This is a genomic window from Crossiella sp. CA198 (assembly GCF_052078295.1).
Lineage (GTDB): Bacteria > Actinomycetota > Actinomycetes > Mycobacteriales > Pseudonocardiaceae > Crossiella.
This window is the reverse complement of the sequence record NZ_JBQJIM010000050.1, coordinates 1-16499: the sequence shown is the minus strand read 5'-3', so window position 1 is coordinate 16499 and position 16499 is coordinate 1. Positions and strand designations below refer to the sequence as shown.

Here is a 16499-nt window from a genome sequence, read left to right as displayed (position 1 = left end):
CCATTCGGTCGAGTGCGGCGCTACGGACAACGAACTCGCAGGGGGTTTCGGCGAAATGTAGTGGAGAATTCAGTGCGGAGTCCACGTTGACTAGATTTCCGTGCGCCCGATTACGCTGCACGCGTTGCGCCGGTGACTCGACCGGCGGTATTCGGCGGGCACCGGGACGTCAATGTCCACCGTGGGTAACCGGCGCGGCGCGCAGCCCGGCGCGGCCGGTGATGCCGAGTTTGCGGTAGGTGGCGCTGAGGTGGCCTTCCACGGTCCGCTCGGTCAGGCCCAGCCGGGCGGCGATGTCCCGGTTCGTGCAGCCGTGCGCGGCCAGTGCGGCGACCCGGGACTCCCGGTCGGTGAGCGCGCCCGGACCGGTGGCCGGACGGGGCGTGGCGGAGGCGCCGAGTCCGCGCCGGGCCGAGGCGGCCAGTCCGCAGGCGCCGCAGGCGAAAGCCAGCGCCCGCACCTCGGACAGGGCCTCGCGGGCCAGGCGGCACTGGCCGGCGGCCTGGCGGGCCTTGCCCAGGTCAAGGAGGGTGCGGGCCAGGTCGAGGCGGGCGGTGGTGGGGCGGAGCAGGGCCGCGGAGTCCTGGAGCAGGTCTAGGCCGCGGCTGCCGCCGGTGACCAGGCCGAGGGTGCGGCTGGCGATGCCGAGGGCCTGGCCGGTGCCCCATTCCGTGGCCAGTTCGTGGGCCTGTTCGGCGAGTTCGCCTGCCAGGTGTGGTTGCTCGCGGCGCAGGTGGGCGCGGGCGGCCCAGGATCGCCAGTCGGGGGCGGCCGGGTTGCGGTGCCCCAGCCGGGACTGGCGTTCGCCGCAGGCCAGCAGGTCGGTCAGGCCGCCGTCGAGGTCACCGCTGGCGAGCCGGGCGCGACCGCGGGCGAGCAGGAAGGAGTTCCACAGGTAGGAGGACTCCAGGGCCGGGGTGCTGACCACGGTGTCCAGCAGTCGTAATGCCTGTTCCGGGCGGTCGCGGTCCACCAGGGCCTCGGCGAGCAGGCCCAGCGGCACCAGGTGCGGGAAGCCGGAGACCTCGGTCGGCAGCAGGTCGAAGGTGACCCGCGCGGTGCGGATGGTCTCGCGCAGCTCACCGTCGGCGGCGGCGTGGGCGGCACGCAGGGACAGCATGATCGCCTGGTCGAACACCGAACCGGACTGCTCGGCGCGGCTGATGGCGGCGTCGATGTGCTTGCGGGCCAAGGCGTTCTGCCCCGACCACAGCAGCACCCACACCGGCGCGGCCGCGGCCACCCCGGCCAGTGGCCGTGCGCTCGTGGCCAGTGCGAGCCGGGCCAGGGTGGCCGCCGGGGTGGCCGGGCCGCCGAACAGGGCGGTGGCGAAGGCGAGCGCGCCGAGCAGGGTGCGCTCGCCTTCGCTGTCGCCGAGGTCGTGGTGCCGCAACCGGTTCGCCTCGGCCCCGGCTTCGGCGGCGGTGCTCTCGTCCAGGACACCCCAGGTGAGCCGCCGGGCGTCCAGGGCCAGTGCGGCCTCCCGGTCGAGTGGGCGCAGCCGGTCCGCGGTGCGGGCCAGCACCCGGACCGCCTCGTCCAGGCGGGATTCGCGGACCAGGTCGTCGCCGAGCACCTCGGCCACCGCACGCTGCCGGGCCGGGTCGTCGAGCTGTTCCAGGGCCTGGGCGAGGTGCCGGGCGCCAGCCGCGGGGTGTGTCGCCGATTCGGCCAAACCCAGTGCCACCACCAGTTCCAGGCGGTCCGCGGCCGGTGGCGGCTCGGCCAGCGCACGCCGCAGGTAGTGCGCGGCGGCTTCCGGCGCGCCACGCTGGGTAGCCTGGTCGGCGGCGGCGCGCAGGGTCCACACCGGCCAGTCCTGACCCGAGGGCGGCAGCCGGAGCAGGTGCGCGGCGATCTGTTCCACCGGCGCGCCGACCGCGGTGAGCAGCCGGGCGGCCGCCGCGTGCAGTTCCTGCCGGCGCGGCCCGCACACCCCGGCGTAGACCGCCTCCCGCAACAACGGGTGCGACCAGCTCAGCGCGTTGTCGGCCAGGAGCCCGGTGCCCCGCAGTTCCGCCGCGCACCGCCCGGCCTGCTCGATGTCCATTGTGGACAGTGCGGCGGGTAGTCCGGGATCGGCGGTCTCACCGAGTACGGCGAGGGCCTCGGCGAACCGCCAGACCTCCGGTGGGAAGCCGGAGAGCCAGTCCAGCAGTGAGCGCCCGAAGACCTGGCCGCCGAACCCGCTCAGCAGCCGGGCCGGATCCTGGGCCAGGGCCCGGCGCAGCAGTCCGGCCAGCAACGGGTTGCCGCCGGTGAGCCGGTGACAGGTGGCCGGGTTGCCGCCGGTGAGGGTGGCGATCGCGGACTCGCTCAGCGGCCCGAGTGGCAGGTGTGCACAGCCGGATTCCGGCCTGCCTGGCCGCAACAGCAGTTGCAACAGCCGCAGGCGTGGGTGGCGGCCGCGGAGGTGCGCCAGCCAGCGCAGCGAGGCTTCGTCGGCGAACTGGGCGTCGTCGACCACCAGCACCGCCGCCCGCGCCCGCCCGAGCAGGTCGCGGGTGAACGCGCACAGCCCGTGCGCCACCGCGAACGGATCCCGCCCGCCCTCGGCCGCACCGGTCAGCGCCGCCCGTGCCGGGCCTGCGCACAGCGCGGCCTGCTCGGCTTCGGCGAGCACCGGTTCGAAGAGTTGCCGGGCCACCCCGTAGCCGAACTCCCGTTCCAGGTCGTCGCAGTGCGCGCGCAGCACCAGCACCCCGGCGGGCAGCCGCGCGGTGAAGGCCCGCACCAGGCTGGTCTTGCCGATCCCGGCCGGTCCGGTCACCAGCACGGTGCGTGCCGCGCCTGCGCACACCCTGGCCAGTTCCGCGTCGAGCCGGGCCAGTTCGCCCGCCCGCTCCAGCAGTTCGCCGCTCATCCGGCCTGGCCAGGCAGTTCGGCCCGGGATCGGATGCCCAGCTTGCGGTAGCTGGTGCTCAGGTGGGTTTCCACCGTGCGCAGGGTCAGGTGCAGTTCGGCGGCGATCCGCCGGTTCGTGTAGCCGCAGGCCGCCAGCTCCACCACCCGCCGTTCGCTCTGGGACAGCGCCGGTATCCCGGCGGCCGGCCGGGTCGGACAGCGTCCGCCCGCGGCGGCCAGCCGGTCCCGCGCGGCCGCGGCCAGGCCACCGGCCCCGCACCGGTCCGCGGTCTCCAGGGCGCGGCGCAGGGTGCTGCGGGCGGCGGGCAGGTCACCGCGATCAGCTTGGAGCGCGCCGGTGTCGAGGAGTGCCCTGGCCAGTTCCACCGGTGCCCCGGCGAGCAGGCCGGTGGCCTCGGCGAGCAGCGTCAGGTCGCCGGTGGCCAGTCCCAGCAGGCCCTGCGCGGTGCCGATGGCGCGCGCGGTGCCCCACCGCCGGGCCAGCTCAACAGCTTCCTCGGCCAGCCGCACCGCCGCCGTGTGTTCGTCCAGCAGGAGCTGGGCGCGCACCGCCCAGGCCCGCCAGGGCACCGCGACCGGGTTGTCGTGCCCGGCCGTCCGCATCACCTCGCCCACCGCCAGCAACTCGGTCAGCCCGGCCCGCACCTCGCCGCGTTCGATCCGGATCCGGGCCAGCACCGCCTGGTGGAACTCGGCCCCGATCACCGTCCTGGTCACCGGCACCGCGAGGCTGTGCAACAACTCCTCGGCCTCGGCCGCCCGGCCCTGGTCCAGCAGCACCGAACCGTGCACGCCGAGCTGGATGAACCGCTGGAACCCGGCCAGCTCCTCCGGCACCAGCTCGTCGGCCTGCCCGGCGAACAGCTCGGCCTCGGCCAGCTTCCCCGCGAACAACGACACCTGGGCGCGCAGGGCCAGATGCAGGCCCAGGCCGAGGATGGCGTGTGTGCGCCGGGCTCCGGCGATGGCCTGATCCGAGTAGTGCGCGGCCAGGTCGAGTTCGTCGGCCCAGGTCAGCGCCGCGACGCTGGAGGTGTGCAGCGGGTTGGCCAGTTCGGCCACCGGGGTAGCCCGCAACGCCCGCGCGGCCAGTGCCGCGGTTTCCGCCGCCGGGGCGTTGTACAGCGCTTTCCCGTGCGCCAGCGCGACCAGTCCGACCCGCTCGCCCGGGGTGGCGCAGGGGAGTGCGGCGCCGTCGGTGGCGAGGACTTCCGCCCGGTGTGCGGCCGTGTGGTCCACGCTCATCATCAGCCAGCGCCCACGCAGGATCCGGGCCACATCAGGTTCGGTCGCGGCCAGTTCGTCGGCGGCGCGGCCGAGCACCTCGATCGCCTCCGGCTCCCGGCCCTGCCCGGTGAGCGTTTCCGACAGCGCCACCGCGACTCGCAACCGGGTGGGCGGATCGGCGATCTCCGGCAGCACCCCGAGCAGGTGCTCGATGCCCGCGGCCGGGCTGACGAAGGTCGCGGCGAGTCCGTGCCGCACCAGCACTTCCACCCGCTCGGCGGCCGGGGGCGGTTCGGCCAGCGCACGGGCCAGGTAGTCCGCGGCCACATCCGGTGCGCCGCGGCCGGTCGCCTGGGTGGCCGCGCCGCAGAGCAGGCTCACCGTCCACGGATCCGCGGCGGGCGCGGCCTGCCGCAGATGCGCGCACACCTGCTCCAGGGGGGCGCCGTCGTCGTGCAGCAGGGTGGCGGCGCGGCGGTGCCAGTCGTCCCGCTGCCGCGGGCCAAGCTGCTCGTAGACCACCTCGCGCAGCAGCGGATGACTCCACCGCAGCGGCAGTCCCGGCCGCAGCAATCCCAGCTGCCACAGGTGATCCCCGGCCCGGTGGCAGTCGGCCAGGTCCAGTCCGGCCAGCCGGGCGAGCAGGCCGGGATCGGCGCATTCGCCCAGCACGGCCAGTGCCCCGGCGAAGGCCCGCCCGGCCTCGGTGAACCCGGCCAGCCAGCCCCGGACGGTCGCGGCGAAGCGCAGGCTGGTGAACCGGGACAGCTCTCGCGGCCCCGCCGGGTCCATGGCCAGGGAGCGGGCCAGCAGCGGGTTGCCGCCGGTGGCCTGGTGGCAGGCCCGGACCAGCTCCGGCGTTGGCGGCTCGGGCAGCGCGGCGCTGAGCAACCGGCCCAGGCCCGCCTCGCTGAGCAGGCCGGGCCGGATCAGCCCGCAGCGCGGATCGGTGGCCAGCCAGGCCAGTGGATCCGGTGGCGCGTCCCGCTCGCTGGTCCGCCTGGTGAGCAGGAACAGCACCGGGTAGCCGCGCAGCCGCCGCCCGGCGTAGCGCAGCCAGCGCAGCGAGGGCGCGTCCGCCAGGTGCGCGTCGTCCACCACCAGGATCAGCGGTCCGCGGCGGGCGGCGTTGGCGCACAACCAGTACAGCCCGTGCAGCACCGCGAATGGCGCGTCCGCTGGCGGCTCGGCGCCGTCGTCCTCGGTCAGCACCCTGGCGGCCGGTCCGGCCGGACCGGAGAGCAGATCGTCCCGGGCCACTCCGGCCAGCAAGGGCCGGAAAAGCTGCCGGACCACGCCGAATGCCGGGGCCCGTTCCCATTCTCCGCACCAGGCCCGCAGCACCGTGGCGGTATAGGCCACCGCCCCGTTGGTGAAATGTTGAACCAAACTGGTTTTTCCTATTCCGGCCGGGCCTTCCACCAGTACCACCCGGGCCGACCCGGCCGCGGCCAGCGCCGCTTCCTCGGTCAGTCTGGCCAGCTCGTCCTCGCGGTCCAGCAGCTCAGGGGTGGTGCGCGGGCCCATGAGCCTCCCTCTCGATCCGGCGGTATCGCATTTCTCCAGTCAGGTTAACCCCGGTTTGTACCGGGAATGTCACGCCCGCCCGGCGAAGGGATCGAATTGTCTGATCGCCATTCTCGCCACTGTTGCCGAAATAGGTAAATAAACGGTAATCGGCTACCCGATAATCGTTGACCGTCCGGCCCGGCCCGCGGGGCGGCCCGCCACGCCGTGTGCGATCCTGGCGAACCCGGGCGTTTCCCCTCCGCGGAGCGGGTCCGCCCGTCATGCTGTTGGCCCATCGTTGCCCCGGAGCGAGGAGCGAGAAGTGTCCGCCGACTTGGAGCGGCTTGCCGCCGAGTTCGAGAAGTTCCAGGCCAAGATCAAGCAGGCCGAGGTGAAGTTCGCCGGCGTCGGGGAGATGCAGGACCGCCTGGGCCAGCTGGAAGCCTCGGTGACCTCGCCGGACCGCACCGTGACGGTGACCGCGGCCGCCGGTGGCACGGTGACCGGCATCCAGCTCACCCCGGACGCGGTGCGCCAGCCCGCCCCCGCGCTGGCCGCCACCATCATGTCCACCCTCACCGCCGCGGTCGCCGAGGCCGTGCGCCGCCAGGCGGGCATCGTGGACGAGACCGTCGGCGCGGCCTTCGGCCTCAGCGCCACCGAACAGGTCCGCCAGGCCCAGGAGCAGAACCTGGGAACCGCGGTCGAGGAACTCACGTCACACCACGGCAAGGCGCAGGCCCAGCCGAAGGCTCGCCCGGTCAAACGGGACGACGACGAGTACTTCGGCGACTACAGCGTGTACGGCGACGAAGAACCCCGGCACTGAGGACGGCACCGATGACAGGCCCCGGCAAGGTGAAAGTCAACGTTCCCGCGCTGACGAACTACGCCAAGCAGCTGGAGTACTACAGCTCCGAGGCGGACAAGTTCGGCCGCCTGGTCGACCAGGCCGATGTGACCAATGAGGCCTGGGGCGTCATGGGCGCCTTCGCCAAGGGCGCCTACACCGACCGGCTCGGCGAGCTGCGCGAGCTGCTGGCGGCGATGAAGGAGGGTGTCGCGGACCTCTCCGGCAAGCTCCTGGACACCGCCGCGATCTACAAGGGCGCCGAGGACGACGCGGTGATCAAGTTCGGCAAGCACGAAGCCAAGATCGACGGGCCGCGCGGGGGGAAGAAGGCATGACCGAGCCACGGCAGAGCATCGCGGACGGCCTCAACGTCTCCCAGTACGACGAGAGCTTCGCCGCCAACGCCGACCGGGCGGCCACCAAGACGCCGATCATCGGCGACGCCTACAAGGCCGGCAAGTCCATCGCCGCGCACGCCCAGGAAATGGGCCAGGCCCAGGACGCCGGCGATCTGGCCTCCTCCGCTGGCAAGCTGGCCGGTGACGGCGCGGCCTTCGTCGGCGGGGCCGCCGCGGACGTGACCACCTTCATGATGGACCCGATCGGCTGGCTGGTCAGCAACGGGCTCAACATCCTGCTCGAACTCGTGCAGCCGTTGCAGGACGCGCTGCACCAGGTCTCCGGCGACGGCCCGGCCATCGGGCACGCCTCGGACAACTTCGTCACCATGGCGCAAGGGTTTGTCGCGCTGGCCGAGGACTTCGAGAAGACCGGCGACACCTCGCTCAAGGACTGGGTGGACGAGGCGGGCGACGAGGCGCGCAAGGCCCTCGCGGACTTCTCCACCGGCATCCGCGGCGTGGGCTCCTGCGCGGGCTCGGTGGCCGAGGTGCTGCAGATGTGGTCCATGGTGATGGTGGTCATCGAGGAGGTGATCAAGGCGATCATCTCGGAGCTGATCTCCTGGCTGATCACCATCTGGCTGCCCGCGCTGGCCACCTCGATCATCTCCTTCGGCAGTTCGGTGGCCGCGGCCATGACCGCCTCCATCGCCAAGGCCGCCGCGGTGTTCAAGAAGGTCATGGGCTACCTCGGCAAGTTCGGCAAGCTGCTCAACATGTTCATGGAGTTCCTGGCCAAGTACGCCACCAAGGTCATCGAGTTCACCGGCAAGCTGCGGGTGGGCAAGGTGGTGGAGAAGGGCGACCGGGCCATCCCGCTGATCGGCAAGGTGGCCGACCGCACCGTGTTCCAGCCCAGCCGCCGGGTGATCACCACCGGCTTCGGCACGCACACCGGCGTTGGCCCGCTGGCCACCGGCGTGGGCATCAAGGCCGGGGCGGGCGCGGGCAAGGGCGTGTACAAGGAAGGCAACGAGGAACGCAAGGAAGACGGCCCGATGTTCAACAAGAGCGGCATCGGCGGCGATCACAGCGTTGAGGAAACCCGCGGCAACCTGGACATGTAGCGTCGCGCCATGGCTGTCCCGAATCCCGAGTTCCGGCCGCGGGTGCGCGCCCTGGTCGAAGGCCAGTGGCGCGAACCCGTGGTCGTGCTGCACCTGGGCGATGTCGGTCCCGACTTCTTCGTGGCCGGCAGGCGCAAGGACGGCACGATCAAGGGCACCCGCCTGATCCGCCGGTTCTTCTGGAACCTGATCCGGATTCCGGTCGGCACCGTGGTGAGCGTGGTGCTCTCGGTCATGGGCGGCGGCGCGGCCAGCATCTTCGGCGGCAAGGGTGCGGTGCGCGGCCCGGAGAACGCTCAGGCGCTGGGTCTGGTCGACGCGGCCAAGGCGGCGGAGAACCCTTGGCTGGTCTACTCGCCCTCGCACCTCGGCGTGGTGGACACCGGCTACTCCGACGATCCCGCGACCAACGAGCCCGCCAAGCTGGTGTGGCACGAGACCGCCCCGCACGCGCCGCGGCTGTGGCCGCGCAAGCAGACCCTGGTGTGGCCGGACAAGTCGGAGTTCCGGTTCGACCTCACCCACGAGGAACTGGGCATCCTCAAGCAGTCCTGACCCGCAGGGTGCGGTTGCGCAGTTCGGCCACCCCCAGCCCGAGCGCGATCATGGTCAGCAGGGCCGCGCAGACCATGGAAATGGTCAGGGACAACGGATAGTCCGCGCCGGTGGCGCTGATCGCGGTGTGGAAGACGGTGGCCAGCACCGCGGTGCCGACCGCGGTGCCCAGCCGCTGCCCGGTCTGCAACGCGCCACCGGCCACCCCGGCCATGCTGGTGGGCACCTGTTCCAGGGTGAGCGTGGTGTTGGGGGAGATGATCATGCCGCTGCCGATCCCGCCGATCAGCAGTGGCAGCACCATCGCCCAGCCCAGTGCGGCGGCCGGGACGAGCAGGGCGAGTCCGGCGATGGCGAGCAGGCTGCCGGTGACCAGGCTCAGGCCGGTGACGGTGAGGCGGCGGCCCCAGCGTTCGATCAGCCGCCCGGCGATGATCGCGGAGACGGCCGAGCCGACCGCGAACGGGGTCACCGCCAGACCGGACTCCAGGGGCGTGAAACCCAGGCCCTGCTGGAAAAACACCGCGAAGACGAGCCAGATGCCGGTGAACGCGCAGAAGTAGACGGTGCCCAGGGTGGCCCCGCTGGCAAAGCCCGGCACCGTGCTGAACAGCCGCAGGTCCAGCAGCGGCGAGCGACCCAGCCGGACCAGGCGGCGCTCCCACCACACGAAGGCCGCGCCCAGCAGGAGGGCGAGTGGGAACAGCCACCACACCTGGCCCAGGTTGCCCTGTTCGATCTCCAGGATCGGGAACAGCACGCCCACCACGGCCAGGCCCAGCAACACCGCGCCGAGGAAGTCCAGTTCGCTGGCCACTCCGCGCAGCCGGGCCGAGGACTTCGGCAGCAGCCGGGCGGCCAGCACCAGGGCCAGCGCGCCGATCGGGATGTTGACCAGGAACACCCAGCGCCAGCCCTCGGGATCGCCGAACACGGCCAGGATCACCCCGCCCAGCACCGGGCCGACCGCGGTGGAGATGCCGACCACCGCGCCGAACAAGCCGAAGGCCCGCCCGCGTTCCGGACCGCGGAACAGCTCCTGGATCAGCCCGGTGTTCTGCGGGGTGATCAGCCCGGCCGCCATGCCCTGCAACAGCCGGGCCACGATCAGCAGTTCGGGGGTGGTCGCGGCCCCGGCCAGCGCGCTGGTGAGCACGAAGCCGGTGAGCGCGATCAGGAACATCCGGCGGCGGCCGAGCGCGTCACCGAGCCTGCCGCCGAAGACCAGCACCAGGCCGAAGGTGAGCGCGTAGCCGGAGACCACCCACTGCACGCCGCCCGCGGTGGCGCCGAGGTCGCGCTGGATCGAGGGCAGCGCCACGTTCACGATGCTGACGTCCAGGAGCACCATGAACCCGGCGGTCAGCGTGACGGCCAGGGCCCGCCAGCGCCGCGGGTCCGGTTCGGCTGACAGTTCTGGTTCGGTTTGGGTCACCTCACCATCCTCGCGCGAAATCCCAGGGACGGCGCGCCGAACCTGTCGAATCACTATCCATCAGGCGCCGGAAATGGCCAAAAGTGCCAGACAGAATGCACGGTGTGTGCGGCGGTCCTGGAATGCGGGCGGAATACCGTAGTTTCGCGATCAGCCACGAACACCGAGGCAGGGAGAAGGAAATGAACATGCGCACTGTGCTGAAGGCGGGGGTGTCGGTGGCGGCCGGTCTGGTGCTGCTGGGCCAGACCGCCCTCGCCGCGCCCGCGGGCCCGGCCGATCTCGCCGACGCCGCCAACCAGAGCTGGCTACGGGTGACCCAACAGTTGATCAGCGCGCTGCCGCGGTCGGTGGACCAGCCGGGCAAGGACAGCGCCCTGCTGGTCAGCTTCCAGCCGCAGGCCCGGATGAACGGCGTCTTCGGCATCGCCCGCGACCCCGACCTGGGTGAGCTGGCCCGGTTCGCGGCCAGGATGCCCGGCTACAACCTGCCGTGGGTGCTGCGGGTCCGCGGCAACGGCACCGCCAAGACCAAGGCTCTGGCCAGCGGTTATGGCCTGACCGAGCAGAGCAGCCGGGACCTGGCGGTGCTGCAGGCCGGGGCGCCGCTGCCCGGCATCAGCATCCCGGGCGCGGTCGTCCGCAAGGTCGACGGCCGGTCCGCTGACGTCTTCCTGGACATCGCGGTCAAGGCCACCGGGGTCGACCGGGACAGCGTGCGCGAGCTGTTCCGTCCCGAGCTGTTCGACCTGCCAGGCGCCGGCGCCTACGTGGTGGAGCGGGACGGCAAGCCGGTGGCCACCGCCCTCGGTATCCGCGGCGGCGGCATGGTCGCGCCGTACTACCTGTTCGCGCTGCCGGAGGTGGCCGGTCAGGGCTATGAGCAGCTGGCCACCGAACGGCTGCTCAAGGACTCCTTCGCCGCCGGCGTCAAGGGTGCGCTGATCGGCACCGAGCCCACTAATGAGGCACTGGCCCGCATCCTGGGATTCCGCACTGTGGACACCTGGACCACGTACAGCGCGCCCCGCGGGTAATCCGGAATCAGCGCGGAACAACCGCCGGTGCGAGAATTCTCGCACCGGCGGTTCGCTTTTTGTCGGGCAGTGAAAAACAAATTCGCGCACAAAAGAACGCCGACTGCCTCGGCGGCCGGAATCACCGGTGGTCGTCAGCCAGAGTACATAGCATGCTATATATTTGCAAGGTATGGATCTCGGGTAGGGTGGCCGCATGGTCTCCGACCTTGAGGTGGACGAGTTCGCCCAGGCCTGCAACCAGGTCTACGCCCTGATGCGCCGCAACCGCAGCAGCCTGGCGGCCAGCTCGGGCGCCGGGCAGCTCTCCGAGTCCCAGCTGATCCTGCTGACCCCGCTGGCCGAACACGGCCCGCTGCCGGTGGGCAAGCTGGCCAAGCTGGCCCGGGTCTCCCAACCCACCGCCACCCGCGCGCTCAAACAGCTGGAAACCCACGGCATGGTCCGCCGGGACAGGTCAGTGCAGGACGATCGCACCGTGCTGGTCGCGCTCACCCCCGAGGGCGCGGCCGCGCTGGACGGCGCGGTGGACCGGATGCGCGAACTCCAGCGCGCGGCCCTGGAGATCCTGCCGCCGTCCCGCCGCGCGCCCATCGTCAAGGCGCTGACCGAGCTGGCCAAGGCCATCGACCAGTCCAGCTGATCCCCAGCCCCACGCCCCGAACCCCGATCCACACCCCACCGGCGTGTTGGCCGTTGTCGTACCCAGTCTTGGCCGAACCGGTACCACTTGGGCCAACTCGTACGCCCACTTGGGCCAACTCGGCGTACCAGTTGGGCCAACTCGCCGTCCACAACGGCCAACACGGGGTGGGGTGCTTAGTCCCGTGCGGCGAAGCCACGCAGGTGGGCCAGCGCGCCCTCGACCGCGTCGATCAGGTGCTGGCGGGAGCCGGTGGCCCGGTGCACCACCGCGCCGCCCTGCAACGCGCTCACCATCAGGGCGGCCAGCGCGGCGGGATTGGCCGAGGGCAGCAACTCGCCGCGGTCCCGCATGGCTTGCAGGCCCTCGGTCTGGAGTTCGATGAGGTCCTGGTAGGCCCGGCCGGCCAGGCGGCGCAGGCGGGGCTCGGGCTCGATGGCGCGTCCGGCCAGCGAGGCGAACTCCCCGGCCTGGTCGAACCGGCGGGTGCTGGTGAGGTCCTCGGCCCAGGTCTGCCAGCGCGCCCAAGTGTCGAAGGAGCCGTAGCGGTGCCGGAGGTGGGTCAGGCAGCGGTCGATCTGGCGGGCCGCGGCCGCGACCAGGAGTTCCTCGCGGCCGCCGGGGAAGTAGTGGAAGAGCTGGCCCTTGCTGGTGCCGGTGGCCGCGAGCACCGCGTCCAGCAGGAAGCCCTCCCGGCCGCTCTCGGTGAGTTGATCGGCCGCGGCTTCGAGGATCCGGCCGCGGGTGGCGGCGCCCTTTCCGGTGACCATGTCGCCAGCCTAGCTTTGGACTCGAAAGTCCAAAAACTTCTGGCTACCGTCAGTGGCATGAACCTCAACGGACCGATCACCCGCCGCTTCGTCACCGGGTTCAACGGGCTGGTGCTGCGGTTGCGCGACTCGGCCTGGCTGGGTGGCTTCCTGCGCAGGCACTTCACCATCGTCACCTACACCGGCAGGCGCTCCGGTCGCACCTTCAGCACACCGGTGGGCTTCCGACGGGCGGGTGACACCGTCACCATCACGGTGATGCTGGCTGAGGCGAAGACCTGGTGGCGCAACTTCCTCGGCGAGGGCGGCCCGCTGACCCTGGAACTGGACGGTGCGCCGCGGACCGGGCACGCGGTGTCCCGGCGGGTCGGCGGCAACCGGGTGAGTGTGCGGATCACCCTGGACTGACAGGTCCAGAATCGTCGGAGGTCTTGGGCGTGCGCAACCGTCCCAGCACCACGGCGGCGACCGCGGGGGAGAGCACCGACTCGCCGCGGGCGGCGGCCCGCACCGCGCGGCACAGCTCCGGGCGCGGGGTGTCCTTCCGGCAGGCGGCCACCACGATCACCCCGGCCGGGTCGCGGAGGAACAGTTTCGGCTCGGTGGCGGCGAAGGTCAGCACGCGGCTCATGGCAGTTCCCTTGCTGGAGTGGGTGATCATGCCGCCTCGTTCAGACGGCGCCGGTGAGGGCCAGGAAGGCGTCGTCCAGGGTGGCCCGCTCCAGCCGCAGGTCGATCGGGATGACCTGCTGGGCGGCCAGCGCGGAGGTGAGCGCGCAGGGAGTCGACCTCGATGACTGGCATGCCTTGAGCCTGTCCTGTGCCAGCAGGTCACAGGATCGCTCAGTCCGGTGGAGTTCGGCAGCGGGTGGTTGAGCCGGAATCTACTGATCGGTTGATGCGCCCGCGTCGTAGAGTCGGGGCATGGGCAGCCTGGCGATCATCGGCGCCGGACCGGCCGGACTGGCCACCGCGCGGGCGGCCCTCGAAGCCGGGCTGCGCCCGGTGCTGTTCGAGCGGGAGTCGCAGCTCGGCGGGGTGTGGCGGCCGGGCACCGGCGCGGCCTGGCCGGGCATGACCACCAACCTGTCCCACCAGCTCTGCTCCTTCTCCGACCAGGTGTGGCCAGCGGGCACCCGGGATTTCCCGCTCCGCGACGAGGTGCACGGCTACCTGTCCGGCTACGCGAGCGGGCTCACCCCGCGCTACGGCTGCACGGTCACCGAGGTCGCCCCCGCCGGCCGCGGCTGGTCGGTGACCTGGACCGAAGCGGGCCGGGTGCACCGCGAGATCTTCGACGCCGCGGTGCTGGCTTCCGGGGTGTTCTCCCGGCCGTGGACACCCGAGCTGCCCGGAGTTTTCGGCGGAGTGTCCGTGCACAGCAGCGGCTACCGCGGACCCGGCGGGTACGCGGGCAAGCGGGTGGCCGTGGTCGGGATGTCCTTCAGTGGCACCGAGATCGCCGCCGAACTGGCCGAGGCCGGAGTCGAGACCATCGCGGTCACCGGGCGCCCGTTCTGGATTCTGCCGCGCTACACCGACGGCGTGCCCCGCGACCTGCTCGCCATGACCCGCGGCCGCCAGCACGAACGCGAACAGCTCCCGCCAGCCGAGGCCAACCGCGCCGCGAACACCCGCTACCACGCCCTCGGCGGCAACCCCGGCCGGTTCGACCCCCGGCTCACCCTGGACCCGTGCTCGACCCTGCCGCCGCACCTGGTCGCCTCCGACCGCCTGCCCGCCCGGCTCGACGCCGGTGCGCTGCGGATCGCGGTCGGTCACGTGGTCGCACTGGCGGACAACGGGTTACGGCTCGCCGACGAGTCCACAGTGGACTGTGACGCGGTGATCTGGTGCACCGGCTACCGCCCCGAACTACCCCTGCCGGACCCGTTGCTGGCCGAGATCGACTTCGCCGACGACTGGCTGCAACCGTTGCTGCTGCACGGCTGCACCTTCCACCCGGCGCTGCCCGGACTGGCCTTCGTCGGCGTCTACCGCGGCCCGTTCTTCGCGGTCATCGAACTCCAGGCCCGCTGGGCGGTCGCCGTGCTCTCGGGTCAGGTCCCGCCGCCCGCCGACGACGAGATGCGGGCGGGTATCCAGGCTGAGCTGGACATCCGGTTGGCCCGCCCGAGACCGCAGTTCCCGCATGGCGACTACGTGGCCTTCGCCGACCGGCTGGCCACCCAGTTCGGCGTGCTGCCGTCCCTGGACCCGGCGGGGGAGTGGTACGAGCAGCTCTGGCACGGCCCGGTGATCGCCGGGCACTACCGGCTGACCGGACCGGGCGCGAAACCGGAGATCGCCGTCCAGCAGCTACGATCGGCGCGGATCCGGGTAGCGGGGAGGCCGGTGTGACGATCACGGCGCAGCAGCTTTTCGCCGCGCTGCCCGGCCGCTGGCGGTTCAGCCGGGTGATCACCGGTCAGGGCAGCGCGATCGGTGAGGCCCGGTTCGAGCCGGTCTCCGGCACCGAACTGCACTACCGCGAGGACGGCACACTCACCCTGGACACCGGCTACACCGGCCCGGCCTACCGCGAATACCGCTACCAACTCGACGGCGAGGTGCTCCGGATCTGCTTCCCTGACGGCCGGACCATGCACACCCTGCGCCCGGACGCCGCCGAGGCCACCGACACGCACCTGTGCGGCGCGGACGTCTACACCGGCCACTACCGCCTGGCCGACCAGGACACCCTGCACATCTCCTACCAGGTGGCCGGACCGCACAAGGACTTCACCATCGCGACCGTGTTCCGCCGGGTCAGCGGCTGAGCCTGCGCCGGACCTCCTTGGTCGCCAGGTACTGGGCCACATCGGAATAGCGCTCGGACTGGTTGGCGAACTCCACGTACGCCTTCGCCCGCACTAGCCAGTCCACAGTGGACGGACGAATCTGGGTGATCGCCTGCTCCAACTGGGCCATCCGCAACGGCGGCTCGGCCCCGCTGCGCAGTGCCTCGTCGATCACCGCGTCGATGGCGCGTTCGGTCACCGCACGCAGATCCGCCCCGCTGAACAACGCGGTCGGCTCGGCCAGCCGGTCCAGCTGCATGTCCTGGGTGGGCGCGGAAGCCAGCAGCACCCGCATGATCTCCACCCGGGCGGGCTCATCCGGCGGCGGCACGAACACCACCCGGTCGAACCGGCCCGGCCGCAGCATGGCCTCGTCCACGTCCCAGGGCGCGTTGGTCGCGGCCAGCACCAGCACCCCGTCGTTGTCCGAGCCGATCGCGTCCAGCTCCTGCAACAGCACATCCACCAGGCGGCGGGCATCCGAACCGTGGTGCTTGTGCCGGGAGAAGGCCAGCGCGTCCAGCTCGTCCAGGAACAGCACGCACGGCGCCTGCGCGCGGGCGGACTCGAAGGCGGCGTGCAGGTTCTGCTCGGAGACCCCGAGGTAGGGGTCCATCACGTCCTCGATCCGGACGTTGACGAACGGCAGCCCGCACTCCCCGGCGGTGGCCCTGGCCATCATGGTCTTGCCGCAGCCGGGCGGACCGTAGAGCAGCACCCCACCCCCGGTGCGCCTGCCGTACTTGGCGTACAGCTCAGGCCGGGACAGCGGCAGGATGATCATGCGGTGGATCAGCTGCTTGACCTCGGTCATGCCGCCGACCTGGTCGAAGGTCAGGGTTTCGGCCCGCGCCGCCGGACCCGCCGGGCGTTCGCCAGCACGCCCGTCGGCGGTGACCTTGATCGCGCCGCGGGCGGCGAGCAGCTCGTCCACCAGGCGCTGCAACTTGCCGACGCCCTCCACGATCCCGGCCTGCCGGGCGTGCTCCAGCGCGGCCCGCAACAGCGGCAGCCGGCCCTCGGCGGCGGCCAGTTCGCCGATGTGCACCAGGGATTCGGTGAGATCGGCGCCGTGGTGCAGCAGCCAGTCGTACTCGTCCAGCGCCGCCGGGTGCTGCCCGGCGGAGGACAGTTCCTCGGCCAGCATCAGCCGCAGCATGGCGTCCTCGGGACTGGCCGCGACCGCGCGGCGCAGGGACTCGATCCGGTGCTCGCTGATAGGGCTACCTTCATTCATGGCCGGGACCTCCGGGGAACGCTCTGCTCGCTTGTCCTGCGAGGACTGAAATGAGACGGCGTCCCCGGAGGTTTCAGCCGGAGGCTCGCCATCTCGGAA

15 protein-coding genes are annotated in these 16499 nt (G+C 71.9%); 9 read left to right on the top strand and 6 right to left on the bottom strand.

Annotated features, from left to right (window positions below; all coding sequences use genetic code 11):
* Positions 1 to 169: 169 nt before the first annotated feature.
* Both ACTOWY_RS43260 and ACTOWY_RS43255 read right to left on the bottom strand, forming a co-directional pair.
* Entirely contained in the window at positions 170 to 2863 is a 2694-nt protein-coding gene (locus tag ACTOWY_RS43260; RefSeq protein ID WP_441315409.1) for an AAA family ATPase, read from the bottom strand.
* Positions 2860 to 5619: an ATP-binding protein gene (locus tag ACTOWY_RS43255; RefSeq protein WP_441315408.1), complete on the bottom strand. Its 2760-nt coding sequence runs from the start codon at positions 5617 to 5619 to the stop codon at positions 2860 to 2862. The genes ACTOWY_RS43260 and ACTOWY_RS43255 overlap by 4 nt, the downstream gene beginning before the upstream one ends.
* A 304-nt stretch (positions 5620 to 5923) precedes the next feature.
* Here ACTOWY_RS43255 and ACTOWY_RS43250 point away from each other — a divergent pair, with 304 nt between their 5' ends.
* Genes ACTOWY_RS43250 through ACTOWY_RS43235 form a run of 4 tightly spaced genes read left to right on the top strand, consistent with a single transcriptional unit; the run spans position 5924 to position 8477 of the window.
* Complete coding sequence (locus ACTOWY_RS43250; protein ID WP_441315407.1) at positions 5924 to 6430, top strand: YbaB/EbfC family nucleoid-associated protein; 507 nt, start codon at positions 5924 to 5926, stop codon at positions 6428 to 6430.
* Between the two features lie 11 nt (positions 6431 to 6441).
* Positions 6442 to 6789 carry a hypothetical protein gene (locus ACTOWY_RS43245; RefSeq protein ID WP_441315406.1) on the top strand — a complete coding sequence of 116 codons (348 nt, stop codon included), beginning with the start codon at positions 6442 to 6444 and terminating at the stop codon, positions 6787 to 6789.
* The gene (locus ACTOWY_RS43240; RefSeq protein ID WP_441315405.1) at positions 6786 to 7922 is read left to right on the top strand and encodes a hypothetical protein; all 1137 of its coding nucleotides are present in this window, start codon (positions 6786 to 6788) and stop codon (positions 7920 to 7922) included. Before ACTOWY_RS43245 ends, ACTOWY_RS43240 begins: the two co-directional genes overlap by 4 nt.
* A gap of 9 nt (positions 7923 to 7931) precedes the next feature.
* Positions 7932 to 8477, top strand: a complete 546-nt coding sequence (locus ACTOWY_RS43235) for a hypothetical protein (RefSeq protein WP_441315404.1) — start codon at positions 7932 to 7934, stop codon at positions 8475 to 8477.
* Here ACTOWY_RS43235 and ACTOWY_RS43230 read toward each other — a convergent pair.
* Complete coding sequence (locus ACTOWY_RS43230) at positions 8464 to 9912, bottom strand: MFS transporter (RefSeq protein ID WP_441315403.1); 1449 nt, start codon at positions 9910 to 9912, stop codon at positions 8464 to 8466. The two genes, ACTOWY_RS43235 and ACTOWY_RS43230, sit on opposite strands and share 14 nt — an antisense overlap.
* Positions 9913 to 10100: 188 nt before the next feature.
* Here ACTOWY_RS43230 and ACTOWY_RS43225 point away from each other — a divergent pair, with 188 nt between their 5' ends.
* Positions 10101 to 10949, top strand: a complete 849-nt coding sequence (locus ACTOWY_RS43225; RefSeq protein WP_441315402.1) for a GNAT family N-acetyltransferase — start codon at positions 10101 to 10103, stop codon at positions 10947 to 10949.
* Positions 10950 to 11145: 196 nt separating this feature from the next.
* Positions 11146 to 11592: a MarR family winged helix-turn-helix transcriptional regulator gene (locus ACTOWY_RS43220; protein WP_441315401.1), complete on the top strand. Its 447-nt coding sequence runs from the start codon at positions 11146 to 11148 to the stop codon at positions 11590 to 11592.
* 176 nt (positions 11593 to 11768) lie between these two features.
* Here the strand turns inward: ACTOWY_RS43220 and ACTOWY_RS43215 are convergent, their stop codons facing one another.
* Positions 11769 to 12362, bottom strand: coding sequence for a TetR/AcrR family transcriptional regulator (locus ACTOWY_RS43215; protein ID WP_441315400.1), 594 nt, complete (start codon positions 12360 to 12362; stop codon positions 11769 to 11771).
* Positions 12363 to 12419: 57 nt separating this feature from the next.
* Here ACTOWY_RS43215 and ACTOWY_RS43210 point away from each other — a divergent pair, with 57 nt between their 5' ends.
* Entirely contained in the window at positions 12420 to 12770 is a 351-nt protein-coding gene (locus ACTOWY_RS43210; protein ID WP_441315399.1) for a hypothetical protein, read from the top strand.
* Here ACTOWY_RS43210 and ACTOWY_RS43205 read toward each other — a convergent pair.
* Positions 12757 to 12993 (bottom strand): hypothetical protein, encoded by a 237-nt coding sequence (locus ACTOWY_RS43205; protein ID WP_441315398.1) that lies wholly within the window; start codon positions 12991 to 12993, stop codon positions 12757 to 12759. The genes ACTOWY_RS43210 and ACTOWY_RS43205 overlap by 14 nt on opposite strands.
* A gap of 293 nt (positions 12994 to 13286) precedes the next feature.
* On the opposite strand from ACTOWY_RS43205, the gene ACTOWY_RS43200 reads away from it, so the two are divergent.
* Together ACTOWY_RS43200 and ACTOWY_RS43195 are read left to right on the top strand one after the other, a co-directional pair.
* Complete coding sequence (locus ACTOWY_RS43200; RefSeq protein ID WP_441315397.1) at positions 13287 to 14723, top strand: flavin-containing monooxygenase; 1437 nt, start codon at positions 13287 to 13289, stop codon at positions 14721 to 14723.
* Positions 14720 to 15142 carry a DUF6314 family protein gene (locus tag ACTOWY_RS43195; protein WP_441315396.1) on the top strand — a complete coding sequence of 141 codons (423 nt, stop codon included), beginning with the start codon at positions 14720 to 14722 and terminating at the stop codon, positions 15140 to 15142. The genes ACTOWY_RS43200 and ACTOWY_RS43195 overlap by 4 nt, the downstream gene beginning before the upstream one ends.
* Here ACTOWY_RS43195 and ACTOWY_RS43190 read toward each other — a convergent pair.
* A complete protein-coding gene (locus tag ACTOWY_RS43190; protein WP_441315395.1) occupies positions 15132 to 16400 on the bottom strand; it encodes an AAA family ATPase in 1269 nt (422 codons plus the stop codon). The genes ACTOWY_RS43195 and ACTOWY_RS43190 overlap by 11 nt on opposite strands.
* Between the last annotated feature and the right edge of the window lie 99 nt (positions 16401 to 16499).